Source organism: Pseudomonas sp. PvP027 (assembly GCF_017833005.1).
Classification (GTDB): Bacteria; Pseudomonadota; Gammaproteobacteria; order Pseudomonadales; family Pseudomonadaceae; genus Aquipseudomonas; species Aquipseudomonas congelans.
On the sequence record NZ_JAFIBK010000001.1, the window covers coordinates 1,515,274 to 1,532,181 of the forward strand.

Sequence of the window (16,908 nt, forward strand, 5' to 3'; positions counted from 1 at the left end):
AACACAACTACATCGTATGGGTTGGACGATCGGACTTGAGAGCGCCGACCAGGTGAGTTTCGATCAGATTGCGGGCAGTGTTGTCGCCGTCATTGAACTGCACGCCGACGCCGGCGGTGCGATTGCCCTGCGCGCCTTTTGGCGTGATCCAGGCAACACGGCCGGCAACCGGCACCTTTTCCGGTTCGTCCATCAGATTGAGCAGCATGAACACTTCATCGCCCAGCTTGTAGCTTTTGCTGGTCGGAATGAACAGCCCGCCGTTTCTGATGAACGGCATATAAGCAGCGTAAAGAACGGACTTGTCCTTGATGGTCAGGGACAGAATGCCATTACGTGGACCTGTGCTCGGCGGCAGACTCATGACAACACCTCAACGGTTCCGGATAACGCAGAGTCTACGCCTGTCCCGGCAGGCCTGCCCACTGCACCAACAACGCTTCAAGCAGCAAAACCCGATTGAGGTTGGCCTTGGACATGACTTTCTGGCGCTGCGCCAGAATCCAGTCCTGAATATCCAGCACTTTGGCGCGAGAAGACTTCTGCGCCAGGTATTGAATCACCTTGCGCATGTCGCCCAGGCCCAGACCTTCCTCGTCCTGCGTCATCTGGTAGCGCAGGATCAGGTGCGACCAGTCACAGAACCAGTCGAACAGCAGTAACGGCGGGATATCCTTCCAGCCCTCGGCCAGTTGGGTAGCCGACTGTTGTTGCTTGAGGAGCTTCTTGACGCCGTCGACCACCAGCGCGCGCTGCTCGCGAACGCCCTGCGTGTGCAGCGCCGCCGCAGCCAGCGGCGATCCGGCGGCCAGCGTCAGCAACTCGAAGCGCTCGTCCTGCGTGCAATCAGGCAATGCGCCGCTCAGCCAGTCCAGGCTCATCTGCTCGCTGGGCAATGGGCACGCCTGCTGCACACAGCGACTTTTGACCGTTGGCAGCAAGCGGCTCGGTTGATGGCTGACCAGCAACAGAACGGTATTGCCCGAAGGCTCTTCCAGACTTTTCAACAAGGCATTGGCCGCGTTGGTATTCATCGATTCCACCGGCTCGACAAGCACCACCTTGCGCCCGCCCATCTGAGCGGTCTGCACCACAAAGCTGACCAGATCACGGACCTGATCGACCTTGATCGGCTTGTCCGCCTCTTCCGGTTCGAGGACGTAATTGTCGGGGTGGCTGCCAGCTGCCAGCAACAGACAGGACTTACAGTGTCCGCAGGCATCAAGCCCTTCGGGCGTCTTGCACAGCAGACTGGCCATCAGCCGTTCAGCCAGGGCGCGCTTGCCGATACCCGCCGGCCCGTGCAACAGATAAGCGTGAGCGTGCTGAGCACGACCGGCCATCTGCTGCCAGAGCGAAGCCTGCCAGGGGTAGGCTTCAGCCACGTTGCAGCTCCAGTAACTGAGGCAGCAAGGTGTCGAGGGATGCCTGAACATCGGCCAGGGTTTGCGCGGCGTCTACCAGGCGATAGCGCGCAGGTTCGGCCTTGGCCCGCTCCAGATAGGTGCTGCGCACAGCGTCGAAGAACGCCCGCCCTTCCTGCTCGAACCGATCCAGCCGACCGCGTGCAGCGGCGCGTGACAGGCCGATCTCCACCGGCAGGTCGAACACCAGCGTCAGGTCAGGACGCAGATCGCCTTGAACGAACTGTTCCAGCGCTGCAATACGCTGATGGGACAGGCCGCGACCGCCACCCTGATAGGCGTAGGTCGCATCGGTAAACCGATCGCAGAGCACCACCTCGCCCCGCGCCAGCGCTGGACGAATGACTTCGGCCAAATGCTGTGCACGCGCGGCAAACACCAGCAACAGCTCGGTGTCAGCGCTCATGGCCTCGTCGCTGGGTGCCAGCAACAGCTCGCGAATACGCTCGGCCAGCGGTGTACCGCCAGGCTCGCGGGTCAGCAATACCTGAACACCCTGCGCACGCAACTGCGCCGCCAGGTAATCACGGTTGGTGCTTTTGCCTGCACCTTCCGGGCCTTCAAGAGTGATAAACAAACCAGTCACAGCTCATCCTTAATCGTCATCATTGCGCATTCGACTCGGGCTGCGGGGCATCCGGAACATCCGCAGGCACGGCTTCTGAAGAGGGCGAGTCAGTTGCCGGTGCCGGTGCCGGTGTGGCAGGTGCGGCGGGTGCCGGGCTGGAGCGATAGTCCGCACGGCGCTTGAGCTGATAATCACGCACTGCCGCGTTATGGGCATCCAGATCGTCCGAGAACACATGGCTGCCATCGCCCTTGGCCACGAAATACAGGCTGCTGCCGTCCACCGGATTGAGCGCAGCATGAATCGCTTCGCGCCCTACCAGCGAAATGGGCGTCGGCGGCAGGCCGGCGATCACGTAGGTGTTGTAGGGCGTGGCTTCCTTGAGGTTGGCGCGGGTCAGCTTGCCGTTATAGCGCTCACCCATGCCGTAGATCACGGTCGGGTCGGTCTGCAACTGCATGCCCAGCTTCAGGCGACGCACGAACACGCCGGCTATCTGGCCGCGCTCCTGAGGTACGCCGGTCTCCTTCTCGACCAGCGACGCCATGATCAGCGCCTGGTAAGGGTTTGAATAGGGAGCCTCCGACGACCGCGAATTCCATTCCTCGTCGAGCACTTCTTCCAGGCGGCTATAAGCCTGCTTGAGCAATTCGGCATCGGTCATGCCGCGCACGTAGCGGTAGGTGTCCGGAAAGAAACGGCCTTCAGGGAACACGTCTGGATGACCGATTTTCGCCATCAGCTCGCTGTCGGACAGGCCTGCCAGCGTTTGATCGAGCTTGGCCTGTTTGGCCAATGCAGCACGCACCTGTCGGAAATTCCAGCCTTCGACCAGCGTCAGGCTGTATTGCACGACCTCCTTGCGCTTCCAGACGTCGAACAGACCTTTGACGTTCATGCCCGGCACCATGCGGTATTCACCGCTGTGCAGCGCCTGTCCGGACAGGTTGAAACGCCAGTAGAGACGCAGCCAGAAAGCGTCCTTGATCACGCCATCGGCCTGCAATCGATTGAGTACGCCGGTCGGCGTTGAACCGGCCGGAACATCCAGCAGTTGTTCCTGAGCCACCTCGAGCGGTTGGTTCAGCGCCTGATACTGCTGCCAGAACGCAAAGCCGAGCAGTAAGCCTGCCAGGACGACCGCTGTTTCCAGCAACACCAATATTTTTCGGATCAAAATCAGATATCCAGAAGGGTGCGGGCAATGCCTTGCAGTTTACGGGTGAGCGGCCCGACCGGCCAGTTCAACGCTGCAAAGCTGCAAACCGGCCAGACGCCGTACACGCTATTGCATAGAAACACTTCGTCTGCCGATTCAAGGTCAGACATGTGCAGGTCACGGATATCGACAGCCAGCCCCAGCTTTGGTGCCTGATCCAGCAACTCGGCACGCATGACACCTGCGACCCCGCAGCGGCTGAGATCAGCCGTCAGCAGACGGCCCTGACTGACCAGAAACAGATTGCTGTAGACACCTTCTATCAGTAGTCCAGATGTGTCGCGCATCAAGCCCTCGGCGTGCTCGCTGTCACTCCATTCGGAGCGGGCCAGAACCTGTTCCAGACGATTGAGGTGCTTGAGTCCGGCCAGAAGCGGCTGCTGCGCCAGACGCGTCTGGCAGGCAAACAGACGCACGCCCTGCTCGGCATGCGTATGGGGATAGGCTGGCGCAGGGCTGCCCTGCAGGATTCGACGCGGCTGGGCACCGGGGGCCGGAGCGTAGCCGCGCTGGCTGTCGCCGCGGGTAAGGATCAGCTTCATGACCCCGTCGCCGAGCTCTGCAGCAAAGCGGGTCATTTCTGCACGGATCAGCGTGTGGTCGGCTGCGATCGACAAGCGCGCGCATCCGTTTTCGAGACGCTGCAGATGGCGCTCCAGGAGCAATGGCTGCCCGGCCTTGACGACGATGGTTTCAAACAGTCCATCGCCATAGGCCAGCCCTCGGTCCTTGAGGGACATGGCGTCTGCGGGGCAGCCATCGACCCAGCCGGGCATTACTCGGCGAACCGACGGAATACCAGCGAGCCGTTGGTGCCACCGAAGCCGAAGGAGTTCGACAGAACGACGTCGATCGGCATGCGTCGCGCTTCGTGAGGCACAAAGTCCAGATCGCAGCCTTCGCTTGGCTCATCCAGGTTGATGGTCGGCGGAGCCACCTGATCAACCATTGCCAGCACGCTGAAGATCGCCTCGACAGCACCGGCGGCGCCCAGCAGGTGGCCGGTCATCGACTTGGTCGAACTGACTGCCAGCTTGTAGGCGTGATCACCGAATACCGACTTGATCGCAGAAGCTTCGGCCAGATCGCCTGCCGGTGTCGATGTACCGTGCGCGTTGATGTACTGCACCTGATCTGGATTGACCTTGGCATCACGCAACGCATTGACGATGCAGCGTGCAGCACCGGCGCCGTCATCAGGTGGCGAGGTCATATGATAGGCGTCGCCGCTCATACCGAACCCGACCAGCTCTGCATAAATGGTCGCGCCACGCGCCTTGGCGTGCTCGAGTTCTTCGAGCACCATGGCACCGGCACCGTCGGACAGGACGAAGCCATCACGGCCCTTGTCCCAGGGACGACTGGCGCGGGTCGGGTCATCGTTGCGGGTCGACAGCGCACGCGCTGCACCGAAGCCACCCAGACCGAGGCCACAGGCGGCCATTTCAGCGCCGCCGGCGATCATCACGTCCGCTTCGTCATAAGCGATATTGCGAGCCGCCATACCGATGCAGTGGGTTGCAGTCGTGCAAGCCGTCGCGATGGAGTAATTGGGTCCCTGTGCGCCCAGATGGATCGACAGGAAACCGGAAATCATGTTGATGATCGAGCCAGGAACGAAGAACGGTGAAATCCGCCCAGGACCCTGCTCGTGCAGCAGACGACTGCTGTTTTCGATATTGGTCAGACCACCGATGCCCGAACCCATGGCAACGCCGATGCGCTCACGGTTTGCATCAGTGACTTCAAGGCCGGCATTACGCACTGCCTGAAAGCTGGCCGCGAGGCCATACTGAATAAAGAGATCGAGGCGGCGCGCTTCTTTGGGCGCGAGGTATTCTTCGACGTTGAAACCCTTGACCGAACCGCCGAAGCGGGTGGTGAAGGCTGACAAGTCCGTGTGCTCGATAAGGCCAATGCCACTGCGGCCCGCCAGAATGCCTTGCCAACTGCTGGGCACGTCATTGCCCAGTGGCGAAAGCATGCCCATCCCGGTGACCACGACGCGTCTACGCGACACAGGACTCTCCTTCTCTCTTGTTTACGGAACAATCACAGCGTTTTTTAAAGAAAAAACCGCACGCCGGTTAAAGCAGTGCGGTTTTCCCGTGACAGCAGTCAGCGATTACAAATCTTAAGCCTGATGGCTAGTGACGTAGTCGATTGCTGCTTGAACGGTAGTGATCTTTTCCGCTTCTTCGTCCGGGATTTCGGTCTCGAATTCCTCTTCCAGAGCCATTACCAGCTCGACGGTGTCCAGGGAGTCAGCGCCCAGGTCCTCAACGAAAGAAGCAGTGTTGACAACCTCTTCTTGTTTGACGCCAAGTTGCTCTGCAACGATTTTCTTGACGCGCTCTTCGATGGTGCTCATACCTAGTTTTAACTCCTAGTGGAAATGTTCAGGCATCTGGCCAGTGGGTAAGTGTATAGAAGAGGTTTTGCGAATTTCAAGCTTAACGCTCTCCCCTTATGCCCAACCGTACCTTTGCCCATTCATAGATTGCAGCTTTATAACGGATTTTAGACAGCTCGTATGACATTTTTTTGAAACAGGTCGTCACATTAGCTCATGTACATGCCGCCGTTAACAGGGATTGTGGCCCCGGTAACGTAGCCTGCGCCTTCGGACGCAAGAAAAGCGACTACGTGCGCAATCTCTTCGGCTTGCCCCAAACGGCCCAGGGGTATCTGGGTAATCAGTGACTCACGCTGAGCCTCAGGCAGCTCACGCGTCATGTCGGTATCGATAAAACCCGGTGCCACCGAATTCACGGTGACCGCCCGCGAGCCCACTTCACGGGCCAGAGCCCTGCTGAAGCCTTCCAGACCGGCCTTCGCGGAAGCATAGTTTACTTGACCGGCGTTGCCCATGGCACCCACAACCGAACCAATGCTGATAATACGCCCCCAACGCGCTTTGGTCATGCCACGCAGAACACCCTTGGAAAGACGGAAAAGGCTGTTCAGATTGGTGTTGACGACGTCATACCATTCGTCATCTTTCATGCGCATCATCAGGTTATCACGGGTGATACCGGCGTTATTGACCAGAATCAACGGTGCGCCGACGCGCTCCTGAATGGTGGACAGGACCGAATTCACAGACTCGGCATCGCAGACATCCAGCATCAGGCCAAAGCCTTCGATGCCGTTTTCCTTGAACGTCGCACTGATGCGCTCGGCGCCGGACTCTGACGTCGCGGTACCCACGACGACAGTACCATTGCGTCCCAATTCCAGAGCAATGGCTTGACCAATGCCGCGGCTTGCACCGGTTACCAGTGCAACTTTACCTTGAAGGCTCATGCAGGCTTCTCCTAATCAGGCCAGTGCCGCGCGCGCGGCGGCAAAGGCGTCCGGGGTATCAAGGTTGTAGGTAATCACGCCGTCGGCGCAACGCTTGTTCAGACCAGCCAGCACTTTGCCCGGACCGCACTCCACAAGCTGGGTCGCACCGCGACTGGCCAGGCATTGAATGGATTCGACCCAGCGTACCGGCTTGTACAACTGCTCCAGCAAATCACGCTTGAGCGTCGCCAGATCACTGACGGCACTGGCGCTGACGTTCTGTACCAGCGCAATTTCCGGCGCTTGCCATTCGATGGCTTCAACGGCCTCGGCGAAACGCTCGGCGGCCGGGCGCATCAGTTCGCAGTGCGATGGCACGCTGACCGGCAACGGCAAGGCGCGCTTGGCACCACGGGCCTTGCACAGCTCCATGGCACGCTTGACGGCATCGGCGGAACCGGCAATCACCACCTGGCCCGGCGAGTTGAAATTCACGGCACTCACGACTTCACCCTGTGCCGCTTCGGCGCAGGCTGCGATAACGTCGGCATCATCCAGACCCAGAATGGCGGCCATACCGCCCTGACCCGCTGGCACCGCTTCCTGCATCAACTGGCCACGACGCTCGACCAGCTTCACGGCATCGGCCAGGCTCAGGCTTTGCGCGGCGACCAGTGCGCTGTATTCACCAAGGCTATGGCCGGCGACGAATGCAGGAACCGCACCGCCCTCGGCCAGCCATACATGCCACAGGGCTACGGAAGCGGTCAGAATGGCCGGCTGGGTCTTGTCGGTCTGATTGAGCAGCTCGGCAGGACCGTTCTGAGTCAGTGCCCACAGGTCATAGCCGAGGGCTTCGGAAGCCTGCTCGAAAGTGTCGAGGATCAGCGGATGTTGCGCGCCTTGCTCGGCGAGCATGCCGAGCGATTGCGATCCTTGACCCGGAAAGACGAATGCGAGGGATGCAGACATTTGACAAGCCTCTGAATTATTGTCGCCAAAATGGGCGTCCGGACAGGCCGAACGCGGGAATTCTAATGTATATGACTGATCGGTTGGATGACTGACCAGTCTGATGCGTCACATTTTCAGGTTCGGCCGTCCTGAAACACAGTTTCAAGCCGCCCCCTCAAACGCTGTGGCAGATTTTCCCCGGACTCGACGATGGCTCGCTGAATCGCGCTCTGAAAACCTGAAACACTTGCAGAACCATGACTTTTCACCACGACCCCCTGCAACCCGAGCAGGCTCGCGCCATTATGACGGGCGGGCGCCAGATCGGTCTGCAACCGCTTCAGCAAGGGCAGCGCCAGCGCGCCAACTGCCCTGCTGAGCAGATTGCGCTGGAACAGCGTCTCGATTCTGGCCGCAATCATGGTCGCCAGCCCCTCACTCGACTTGAGCAACACGTTGCCGACAAAACCATCACACACCACCACGTCAGCTTCCCCTCGGTACAACCCGTCGCCTTCAACATAGCCAATGTAGTTAAGCCCCGAGGCAGACTGCAAAAGACCGGCTGCACGCTTGACCTGCTGATTGCCCTTGATGTCTTCAGTGCCCACGTTGAGCAAGGCCACTCTGGGCGTTGCGACACCGAGGATCTCGGCAAGCACCGAGCCCATCACCGCAAACTGATAGAGCGCCTCGGCACTGCAATCGACGTTCGCCCCCAGGTCCAGCAACTGGCAATGACCTGAGCGAGTGGGAATGGCTGCGATCATTGCCGGGCGATCAATCCCTGGCAAGGTCTTGAGCACGAACCGGGAAAGCGCCATCAGCGCACCGGTATTGCCGGCACTCACACATGCCTGGGCCTGACCGCTGGCCACCAGCTCGAGGGCAACGCGCATGGAGGAGTCCGGTTTGCCACGCAACGCCTGAGACGGGCGCTCGTCCATTGCAATCGCTTCACTGGCATGAATGACACGCAGGCGCGAACGGTCCACGACTTCATGGCCAGAGACGAGTTCTTCAATAAGGGGAGCTTGGCCGACAAGGACCAAATGAAGCGAGGGTGTAGCGGTCAGGCACGCGAGGCTTGCCTGAACAATGTTGCGGGGACCGAAGTCCCCGCCCATTGCGTCGATCGCGATGATCGGAGCGGACAAGAAATTACTCGTCAGCGCCCTTGTCGATCACTTTACGACCACGGTATACGCCTTCTGGCGATACGTGGTGACGCAGGTGAATTTCACCAGTGGTCTTTTCTACCGACAGAGTGCTTGCCTCAAGAGCGTCGTGCGAACGACGCATGTCACGGGCAGAGCGGGATTTTTTGTTCTGCTGAACAGCCATAATTGATTAACTCCTAAACGTTTGGGTCACGCTTTAACTGCGCCAATACACTGAACGGGTTGGACCGCGTTACCTCGTCCACGCTCGGTTCGGGCTCATCGAGACCCGCCGGTTGCTGGCATTCTTCAGGATGATGAGCAGGCACAATGGGCAAGGCGAGCAATAGCTCCTCCTCGATCAATGCCAGCAGATCCAAAGGATCTTCGCCCAGTTCCAGCACGTCATAACCTTTCGGTAACGACTGGGTATTCGCACCCTCCTTCACCACAACGTAACTGCATTCGCTGTGGATCGGCAGGGTCACCAGCTCAAGACAACGCTGGCAAACCATCTTGACCGGGACGTCTATCGAACTGTGGATAACCACAGAGCGGCGTTCGTCACGCTCAAAAACGAATTTCGCCTGCACCGTACCGACAGTGTCGGCAAGCGGGTCGCAGAGTCTCTTCAGATCGCCCAGCAGCACTTCACCCTGAAGGGTAGTGCCGCGATCGGACAATTTGCGCGGGTCAACGTGAGATGGAATCGGGTCATTCAACATAGGCGCAGCATTCTAGGGATGCCCCCCGGGCATGTCAAAGGAAATTCAGGCCTGTTCGTCACTCCGGCCACTCTTTAGAATCAACGCTCAGCCTACGGAGAACCGCATGCCATCCCTGCTCCTCGCTTCCAGCTCCTCATACCGCCGCGAACTGCTCGCCCGCCTGCGCCTGCCATTCACCTGCAGGTCTCCGGATATCGATGAAAGCCGGCGACCGAACGAGTCCGCATTCGACCTCGTACAACGCCTTGCCCAGGAGAAAGCCGCAGCGCTGGCCGCAGAGCATCCGCACCACCTGATCATCGGCTCCGACCAGGTCGCCGTCCTTGACGAACAGGTACTGGGCAAGCCGCACAACTTCGAGCGCGCACTGGAACAGCTGACGGCAGCGAGCGGCAGAAGCGTGACCTTCCTGACCGGCCTGGCCCTGCTCAATAGCTCAACCGGCGAGTGCCAGATCGATTGCGTGCCTTTTACGGTGCACATGCGCGAACTCGACCGGGCCAGCATCGAACGCTACCTGCATGCCGAACAGCCCTATGACTGCGCAGGCAGCTTCAAGGCAGAAGGCCTTGGCGTCAGCCTGTTTCGCAGCACCGAAGGCAGCGACGCGACCAGCCTGATCGGCCTGCCGCTGATACGCCTGGTGGACATGCTAATAAAGGAAGGCGTCAGCGTACCCTGACCCTTACAGACAAAGAACCCGGCCATTGGCCGGGTTCTTTATGCCTATATCAAGCCATCAACGCAGGCTTGGGCCGTTGAAACCGACCAGCATGGCAATTCGCTCGGCGATACTGGTGCCCAGCTTTTTCGAAAAGCGATCGAAAGGCGACTCTTCGACGGTGTACTCGATGATGTCCTTTTCCTTGATCACGTCTCGCGCAACATAACTTGCACTGCCCAGGCCATCGACCAGACCCAGCGCAACAGCCTGCTCGCCGGTCCAGATCAGCCCGGAGAACAGCTCTGGGTGCTCTTTGTCCTTCAACCGGTCGCCGCGACCCTGTTTGACACTGGCGATGAACTGACGATGAGTCGTGTCCAGTACGCCCTGCCAGAACTGCGTTTCATCAGCCTTCTGTGGCTGGAACGGATCAAGGAACGCCTTATGCTCGCCGGAGGTATAGGTACGACGATCAACGCCGAGCTTATCCATGGCACCGACAAAGCCGAAACCTGCTGCCGTTACACCGATCGACCCCACCAGACTGGCCTTGTCGGCATAGATCTGGTCAGCGGCGCTGGCGATGTAATAAGCCCCCGAAGCACCGAGATCGGTAATCACCGCATACACCTTGATGTCCGGCTTCGCCGCGCGCAGACGACGGATTTCGTCGTAGACATAGCCCGACTGCACAGGACTGCCGCCCGGGCTGTTGATACGCAGAATCACGCCCTTGGTCTTTTCATCCTCGAAGGCCTTCTGCAGCGCAGTGACAATGTTCTCGGCACTGGCCGATTCCTTGTCGGCAATCACGCCCTGCACATCGATCAGCGCGGTGTGGCTGGAACGGCGCGAAGTGCCGCCCTCGAAATCCAGCATCGGCACAACGACCGCTACAAACAGGAACGCGAACGTCAGCAGCTTGAAAAAGATCCCCCAGCGACGCGCCCGGCGCTGCTCCTGAACACTGGCCAGCAGCGTCTTTTCAAGAAGCTTCCAGCTTTTCGCCTCTTCCCTGCCATTGATGCCCTCGTCCGCGCTTTGCGAAACGGGTGCCTTCCATTCGTCAGACATGTTCCAATCACTCCAACCCGAAAACTAGACGCTGCGCCTGTTCAACCAGGTGCGCAGCTCGGAAAAATGCTCGATAGCCAGCCGCGGCTCGAACTGGCGCAGCGACTCAAGCGGCTGAGCGCCATAGCCCACCGCAACCGAATCCATACCGGCGTTGCGAGCCATCAGCAGATCGAACGAAGCATCGCCAATCATCAGCGAACGCTGCGGGGTAACACCACAGTGCGCCATGATCTCGTTCAACATTAGCGGATCAGGCTTGCTGGCGGTCTCGTCGGCCGCCCGGGTGGCATCGAAGTAATCCTGCCAGCCGTTGGCCTTCAGCACACGATCGAGCCCGCGACGCGCCTTGCCGGTAGCGACCGCCAGGCGATAGCCATCCTCGCGAAACGCCTGAATCGACTCCACCACACCCTCGAACAGCGGCGACGGCACGTTATCCATTGCCATGTAACTGTCCGCGTAGTGCTGCCGAAACTCGATAAGCTGATTGCCACTGATCTGCGGATACAGGGTTCGAATCGCCTCGGGCAGCCCCAGGCCGATAATGTCCTTGATCGCCATATCGTCGCGAATTTCAAGGTCGGTCTCGATGGCCGCCGTACGCATGGACAGGATGATGCGCCCGACCGAGTCGGCCAGTGTGCCGTCCCAGTCGAAAATCAACAGGTCGTAATCACGGCGCACTCAGACGCTCCACTGTTTTGGCCCACATGTCATCGACAGGCGCCTGCACATTGAGTTTGCTGCCATCGGGCATCGGCACCGTCAGCATGTAAGCGTGCAGAAACAGGCGCTTGCCGCCCAGATCGCGAATTTCGCGACTGAAATTCTCGTCACCGTACTTGGTGTCGCCTGCAATCGCATGCCCGGCATGCAAGGTGTGCACGCGGATCTGGTGAGTACGCCCGGTGACCGGCTTGGCTTCGACCATGGTGGCGAAGTCGCCGAAACGGCGCAGCACCTTGAAAATCGTGAGGGCCTCCTTGCCCTCCTCATTCACTTCGACCATGCGCTCACCGGAGCGCAGATTGCTTTTCATCAGCGGCGCACGCACCTGCTTCAGCGCCGTTGCCCAGTTACCGCGGACCAGCGCCATGTAGCGCTTGTCGACGCCGTCTCCGCGCAGGGCTTCGTGCAGATGGCGCAGCATGCTGCGTTTCTTGGCGATCATCAGCAGGCCGGACGTATCGCGATCGAGACGGTGTACCAGCTCGAGCTCCTTGGCGTCCGGGCGCAGCTGGCGGAATGCTTCGATCACACCAAAGCTCAGGCCGCTGCCGCCATGCACGGCGATACCGGCAGGCTTGTTGAGCACGATAAGCGCCTTGTCTTCGTAGACGATCGCAGCTTCGAGACGCTGCAACAGCGCCTGCGCGACCGGCACAGGCTCGTCGCGCTCAGGCACGCGCACAGGAGGAATGCGCACGATATCGCCTGCCTGCAACTTGTACTCCGGCTTGATCCGCCCCTTGTTCACACGCACTTCGCCTTTGCGCAAAATGCGGTAAATCAAGGTTTTGGGCACACCCTTGAGATAAGTGATCAGAAAATTATCGATGCGTTGACCGGCAAGTTCCGGGGCAACCTCAACCAGCTGGACGCCGGGGGTTGGAGGGGCAATATTCGTCATGCCGCAAATGATAACAATTTTTTATGGATTTGAAGCACTTAATGATTGCTGCTATAGTCGCGAACGCCGCCAAAAGCGGCCGGACAGCGGACCAACGGTTGACAACCGGCCCTGACCAACGCAATTCACAAGGACGGGAGGCCGTCCTACGCAGTGTTCGGTGACAACGGAGCACGCTGAAAACGTAACAAGCGCAGGTGACATGAGGCCGGAAACACGCCTGACAGCAGAGCAGACAGCTCGCGGCCAGTGCGGACAGTTCATGGCCAGTTCACAAAGTGCAGTCGCTTTCAGACGCTACGAGCGAATGCTTCGGGAACAACGCCTCAAGCCATGATGCGCGACCTTCCCTATCGAAGATCGCGGTAAATGCCAACCCGCTGCGGATTCTGCGCGCGGCAGCACCCGAATTATCAGGGATACGTGTAGGGTGGAGACGCACAACCATCGGACTGTGTAGCACAAGGCTTGTTCTAGACGCTTCATCTCGTCCGCTACCGATGGTCGATTCCTCCTCCTGACAAAGCTTTTGCTGAAAGGGGTGTCTTATGCCACCACAGCAAGCAGGAAACGTCGTCGCGACCCTCCGCCCCCTCTGGGCGAGGACCTCGCTAGACACTGGAGTGTCCAACCACTCCTGACGTGCCCTGACACCGACCGTGAGAAGTCGTGTGTGCCGAACGCCGTTTCCGGCAGCCCGGAAACCGACGGTACTACATGAAAAGAATGCTGATTAACGCAACTCAACCCGAAGAGTTGCGTGTTGCACTGGTAGACGGCCAGCGCCTCTACGACCTGGACATCGAGTCAGGTGCACGCGAGCAGAAGAAGGCCAACATCTATAAAGGCCGAATCACTCGTATCGAACCCAGCCTTGAGGCTGCCTTTGTCGATTTCGGCTCTGAGCGCCACGGCTTCCTGCCCCTCAAGGAAATCTCCCGCGAGTACTTCAAGAAAGCCCCTGAAGGCCGCGTCAACATCAAGGACGTCCTGAGCGAAGGCCAGGAAGTCATCGTTCAGGTCGAGAAAGAAGAACGTGGCAACAAGGGCGCAGCCCTGACCACCTTCATCAGCCTCGCAGGCCGCTATCTGGTTCTGATGCCGAACAACCCTCGTGCCGGCGGCATCTCGCGCCGTATCGAAGGCGAAGAGCGCAACGAACTGCGTGAAGCCCTCAACGGCCTGATCGCGCCAGCCGACATGGGTCTGATCGTTCGTACTGCCGGCCTGGGCCGCAGCAGCGAAGAAATGCAGTGGGACCTCGATTACCTGCTGCAACTGTGGACCGCCATCAAGGAAGCATCCCTCGATCGTTCCGCTCCTTTCCTGATCTACCAGGAAAGCAACGTCATCATCCGCGCCATCCGTGACTACCTGCGTCAGGATATCGGTGAAGTCCTGATCGACAGCATCGAAGCCCAGGAAGAAGCACTGACCTTCATCCGTCAGGTGATGCCGCAGTACGCCAGCAAGATCAAGCTATACGAAGACAGCGTTCCGCTGTTCAACCGCTTCCAGATCGAAAGCCAGATCGAAACCGCCTTCCAGCGCGTGGTCGAACTGCCTTCCGGCGGCTCCATCGTCATCGATCCGACCGAAGCCCTGGTGTCCATCGACATCAACTCGGCGCGTGCCACCAAAGGCAGCGACATCGAAGAAACAGCTCTGCAGACCAACCTTGAAGCGGCTGAGGAAATCGCCCGTCAACTGCGTCTGCGCGACATCGGCGGCCTGATCGTCATCGACTTCATCGACATGACGCCGGCCAAGAACCAGCGCGCCGTGGAAGAGAAAGTCCGTGAAAGCCTGGAAGCCGACCGTGCCCGCGTGCAGATCGGTCGCATTTCGCGCTTCGGCCTGCTGGAAATGTCCCGTCAGCGCCTGCGTCCATCGCTGGGCGAAAGCAGCGGCATCGTCTGCCCTCGCTGCAACGGTACCGGCATCATCCGTGATGTTGAATCGCTGTCGCTGGCCATCCTGCGCCTGATCGAAGAAGAAGCCCTGAAAGACCGCACTGCCGAAGTGCGCGCTCAGGTGCCGATCCCGGTCGCGGCCTTCCTGCTCAACGAAAAACGCAACTCGATCACCAAGATCGAACTGCGCACTCGTGCCCGCATCATCATTCTGCCGAACGATCAGCTGGAAACTCCGCACTTCGAAGTTCAGCGTCTGCGTGATGACAGTCCTGAAGCGCACAGCAGCCAGACCAGCTACGAAATCGCCGCTGCCGCTGCCGAAGTGGAAGAAATTGCACCGCTGGCCGCCGCAACCCGCACCCTGGTTCGTCAGGAAGCAGCCGTCAAGACTGCCCCGGCTCGCGCCAATGCGCCGGTCCCGGTAGAAGCTGTTGCTGCCCCTGCGCCAAACCCTGCACCGGCACCTGCCGCTCACGAGCCAAGCCTGTTCAAGGGTCTGGTGAAATCCCTGGTCAGCCTGTTCGCGTCCAAGGAAGAGCCTGTTGCTCCGGTTGTGGTTGAGAAGCCTGTTGCAGAACAGCGTCCAGCCCGCAACGAGGAACGCCGCAACGGCCGCCAGCAGAGCCGTGGCCGCAACAATCGCCGCGACGAAGAGCGCAAGCCTCGTGAAGAACGTGCCCCCCGAGAAGAACGTGCAGAGCGCGCACCGCGTGAAGAGCGTGCTCCGCGTGAGGAACGTGCACCTCGCGAAGAGCGCACTGTTCGCGAACCGCGTGAAGCCCGCGAGGATTCGACACCGCGCGAAGAGCGTCCAGCCCGCACTACCCGCGAGCGCAAGCCGCGTGAAGCGCGTGAAGATCGCCCGGTTCGCGAACTGCGCGAGCCTCTGGATGCAGCCCCGGCGGTGAACCTCGCTCGTGAGGAACGTCCTGAACGCGCACCACGCGAAGAGCGCCAGCCGCGCGCACCTCGTGAAGAACGTCAACCACGCGCCGAACAGGCCGCGGCTGCCGTGAGCGAAGAGGAAGTGCTGCTCAACGAAGAGCAGATCAATGACGAGAACCAGGAAGGCAACGACGGCAGCGAAGGCGACCGTCCTCGCCGCCGCTCGCGTGGCCAGCGTCGTCGCAGCAATCGTCGTGAGCGTCAGCGCGATGCCAATGGCAACGTGATCGAAGGCTCCGAAGAGAACGGCAACGAAGAAGAAGGCAGCGCCACCGACCTGTCGGCTGGCCTGGGCTTCACCGCCGCCGCCTCGGCCGCCAGCAGCGTGATCAGCGCGCCAGCCGAAGCCGATGCACATCAGCAGGCCGAACGTGCCAACAGCAACGCAGTCTCTGCAGACGCCGAGCCGGTGCATCAGGCAACTGCTGCCGAAGCATCTGCGACTGAAACGCCTGTGACCGAAACGCCAGTAGCTGAAACGCCAGCCACCGAAACACCGGTTGTCGAAAAAGCACCGACCGTTGTCGAGCCGACTGTCGAAGCACCGGCCGTTGAAGCCCCTGTTGCAGACGATGCGCCTGTAGCACAGCCTGCTCCCGAGGTGGAAGTTCAGCCGGCAGCGGTCGAAGCACCTGCCATTGCTGCGCAGTCCGAACTGTTCGAAGCACCTCACGCAGAACGCGTAGTGCCGTTCAAGCCAACGCCAGAGCCGGCACCACAGGCGCCGGTCGAAGCAGCGGCCCATGAGGAAGTGCCAGCCACTGAATCATCCGAACTGCCAACGCCTGCACCCGCTGCTGTCGTCGAGCCGGCAGCGGTGAAAGAAGAGCCTGCTCCTTACGTCGCGCCTCAGCCGGTCGTTGAAGAACAGGCACCTGCCCCACAAGAGCAGGCACCTGCGGCTGTAGAAGCAGAGGCTGCACCCGTGGTCAGCAGCACAGGACGTGCACCGAACGATCCTCGTGAAGTTCGTCGCCGCAAGCGTGAAGAAGAAGCACGTCGTCAACAGGAAGCCGCTGCTGCCAGCGCTCCAGTCGTCGAGGCAGCGCCTGCTGCCGCTGAAGCAGAATCGGCTCAGCCTTCACCGGCAGCCGAGGAAAAGACCGAAGAAGCGGCAACTGAGCAACCAGCAGTTAAACCGCAACACGAAGCCGAGAAAGAAAACGAGCCTAAACCCCTCGTTTAAACCCGGCCCATGAAAAAGCCCCGCCTGTGCAAACAGGCGGGGCTTTTTCATGTCCGTTGATTGAGCATTGCACTGCGTTCATCTTCAATACGCGGCGCTTGATCTGATCTCTTCGCGAGCGAGTTCGCTCCCACAAGAGACCATCTCCA

General features: G+C 59.9%; 17 protein-coding genes. 2 read left to right on the top strand and 15 right to left on the bottom strand.

Going from position 1 to position 16,908, the window contains the following annotated elements:
* Positions 1–7: 7 nt before the first annotated feature.
* From JOE33_RS05920 to JOE33_RS05975, 12 genes are all read right to left on the bottom strand, one after another.
* Entirely contained in the window at positions 8–364 is a 357-nt protein-coding gene (locus tag JOE33_RS05920; RefSeq protein WP_003409617.1) for a PilZ domain-containing protein, read from the bottom strand.
* A 34-nt stretch (positions 365–398) separates the two neighbouring features.
* Positions 399–1,385 (bottom strand): DNA polymerase III subunit delta', encoded by a 987-nt coding sequence (locus JOE33_RS05925; protein WP_187625273.1) that lies wholly within the window; start codon positions 1,383–1,385, stop codon positions 399–401.
* Entirely contained in the window at positions 1,378–2,010 is a 633-nt protein-coding gene (tmk, locus tag JOE33_RS05930; protein ID WP_010432532.1) for a dTMP kinase, read from the bottom strand. The genes JOE33_RS05925 and tmk overlap by 8 nt, the downstream gene beginning before the upstream one ends.
* 19 nt (positions 2,011–2,029) lie before the next feature.
* Entirely contained in the window at positions 2,030–3,169 is a 1,140-nt protein-coding gene (gene mltG, locus JOE33_RS05935) for an endolytic transglycosylase MltG (RefSeq protein ID WP_010432534.1), read from the bottom strand.
* Between the two features lie 2 nt (positions 3,170–3,171).
* Complete coding sequence (pabC, locus tag JOE33_RS05940) at positions 3,172–3,987, bottom strand: aminodeoxychorismate lyase (protein ID WP_010432536.1); 816 nt, start codon at positions 3,985–3,987, stop codon at positions 3,172–3,174.
* Positions 3,987–5,231: a beta-ketoacyl-ACP synthase II gene (fabF, locus tag JOE33_RS05945; RefSeq protein WP_003390862.1), complete on the bottom strand. Its 1,245-nt coding sequence runs from the start codon at positions 5,229–5,231 to the stop codon at positions 3,987–3,989. Before fabF ends, pabC begins: the two co-directional genes overlap by 1 nt.
* A gap of 114 nt (positions 5,232–5,345) precedes the next feature.
* Complete coding sequence (gene acpP, locus JOE33_RS05950) at positions 5,346–5,582, bottom strand: acyl carrier protein (protein WP_003227051.1); 237 nt, start codon at positions 5,580–5,582, stop codon at positions 5,346–5,348.
* Between the two features lie 191 nt (positions 5,583–5,773).
* A complete protein-coding gene (gene fabG / locus JOE33_RS05955) occupies positions 5,774–6,517 on the bottom strand; it encodes a 3-oxoacyl-ACP reductase FabG (protein WP_187625272.1) in 744 nt (247 codons plus the stop codon).
* A 15-nt stretch (positions 6,518–6,532) separates the two neighbouring features.
* Positions 6,533–7,471, bottom strand: a complete 939-nt coding sequence (gene fabD / locus JOE33_RS05960; RefSeq protein ID WP_187625271.1) for an ACP S-malonyltransferase — start codon at positions 7,469–7,471, stop codon at positions 6,533–6,535.
* 116 nt (positions 7,472–7,587) lie between these two features.
* Positions 7,588–8,610: a phosphate acyltransferase PlsX gene (gene plsX, locus JOE33_RS05965; protein WP_187625270.1), complete on the bottom strand. Its 1,023-nt coding sequence runs from the start codon at positions 8,608–8,610 to the stop codon at positions 7,588–7,590.
* Between the two features lie 4 nt (positions 8,611–8,614).
* Positions 8,615–8,797 carry a 50S ribosomal protein L32 gene (rpmF, locus tag JOE33_RS05970; protein ID WP_002552688.1) on the bottom strand — a complete coding sequence of 61 codons (183 nt, stop codon included), beginning with the start codon at positions 8,795–8,797 and terminating at the stop codon, positions 8,615–8,617.
* Positions 8,798–8,810: 13 nt separating this feature from the next.
* Positions 8,811–9,338, bottom strand: coding sequence for a YceD family protein (locus JOE33_RS05975; RefSeq protein WP_003390869.1), 528 nt, complete (start codon positions 9,336–9,338; stop codon positions 8,811–8,813).
* Between the two features lie 106 nt (positions 9,339–9,444).
* Here JOE33_RS05975 and JOE33_RS05980 point away from each other — a divergent pair, with 106 nt between their 5' ends.
* Complete coding sequence (locus tag JOE33_RS05980) at positions 9,445–10,023, top strand: Maf family nucleotide pyrophosphatase (protein WP_032612127.1); 579 nt, start codon at positions 9,445–9,447, stop codon at positions 10,021–10,023.
* Positions 10,024–10,080: 57 nt separating this feature from the next.
* Here JOE33_RS05980 and sppA read toward each other — a convergent pair whose 3' ends face one another.
* Genes sppA through rluC form a run of 3 tightly spaced genes read right to left on the bottom strand, consistent with a single transcriptional unit; the run spans position 10,081 to position 12,712 of the window.
* A complete protein-coding gene (sppA, locus tag JOE33_RS05985; protein ID WP_187625269.1) occupies positions 10,081–11,079 on the bottom strand; it encodes a signal peptide peptidase SppA in 999 nt (332 codons plus the stop codon).
* A gap of 24 nt (positions 11,080–11,103) precedes the next feature.
* Positions 11,104–11,766 carry an HAD-IA family hydrolase gene (locus tag JOE33_RS05990; protein ID WP_010432555.1) on the bottom strand — a complete coding sequence of 221 codons (663 nt, stop codon included), beginning with the start codon at positions 11,764–11,766 and terminating at the stop codon, positions 11,104–11,106.
* Positions 11,756–12,712: a 23S rRNA pseudouridine(955/2504/2580) synthase RluC gene (gene rluC, locus JOE33_RS05995; protein WP_003317474.1), complete on the bottom strand. Its 957-nt coding sequence runs from the start codon at positions 12,710–12,712 to the stop codon at positions 11,756–11,758. The genes JOE33_RS05990 and rluC overlap by 11 nt, the downstream gene beginning before the upstream one ends.
* A 726-nt stretch (positions 12,713–13,438) precedes the next feature.
* On the opposite strand from rluC, the gene rne reads away from it, so the two are divergent.
* On the top strand, positions 13,439–16,759 hold the full coding sequence (rne, locus tag JOE33_RS06000) for a ribonuclease E (protein WP_054994564.1): 3,321 nt from the start codon (positions 13,439–13,441) through the stop codon (positions 16,757–16,759).
* Positions 16,760–16,908: the final 149 nt, after the last annotated feature.

Excerpts from the sequence above, each read along its gene's own strand:
- JOE33_RS05920 (WP_003409617.1), bottom strand. The coding sequence starts at position 364 with ATGAGTCTGCCGCCGAGCACAGGTCCACGTAATGGCATTCTGTCCCTG.
- pabC (WP_010432536.1), bottom strand. The coding sequence starts at position 3,987 with ATGCCCGGCTGGGTCGATGGCTGCCCCGCAGACGCCATGTCCCTCAAG.
- acpP (WP_003227051.1), bottom strand. The coding sequence starts at position 5,582 with ATGAGCACCATCGAAGAGCGCGTCAAGAAAATCGTTGCAGAGCAACTT.
- fabG (WP_187625272.1), bottom strand. The coding sequence starts at position 6,517 with ATGAGCCTTCAAGGTAAAGTTGCACTGGTAACCGGTGCAAGCCGCGGC.
- fabD (WP_187625271.1), bottom strand. The coding sequence starts at position 7,471 with ATGTCTGCATCCCTCGCATTCGTCTTTCCGGGTCAAGGATCGCAATCG.
- rpmF (WP_002552688.1), bottom strand. The coding sequence starts at position 8,797 with ATGGCTGTTCAGCAGAACAAAAAATCCCGCTCTGCCCGTGACATGCGT.
- JOE33_RS05975 (WP_003390869.1), bottom strand. The coding sequence starts at position 9,338 with ATGTTGAATGACCCGATTCCATCTCACGTTGACCCGCGCAAATTGTCC.
- JOE33_RS05980 (WP_032612127.1), top strand. The coding sequence starts at position 9,445 with ATGCCATCCCTGCTCCTCGCTTCCAGCTCCTCATACCGCCGCGAACTG.
- sppA (WP_187625269.1), bottom strand. The coding sequence starts at position 11,079 with ATGTCTGACGAATGGAAGGCACCCGTTTCGCAAAGCGCGGACGAGGGC.
- rluC (WP_003317474.1), bottom strand. The coding sequence starts at position 12,712 with ATGACGAATATTGCCCCTCCAACCCCCGGCGTCCAGCTGGTTGAGGTT.
- rne (WP_054994564.1), top strand. The coding sequence starts at position 13,439 with ATGCTGATTAACGCAACTCAACCCGAAGAGTTGCGTGTTGCACTGGTA.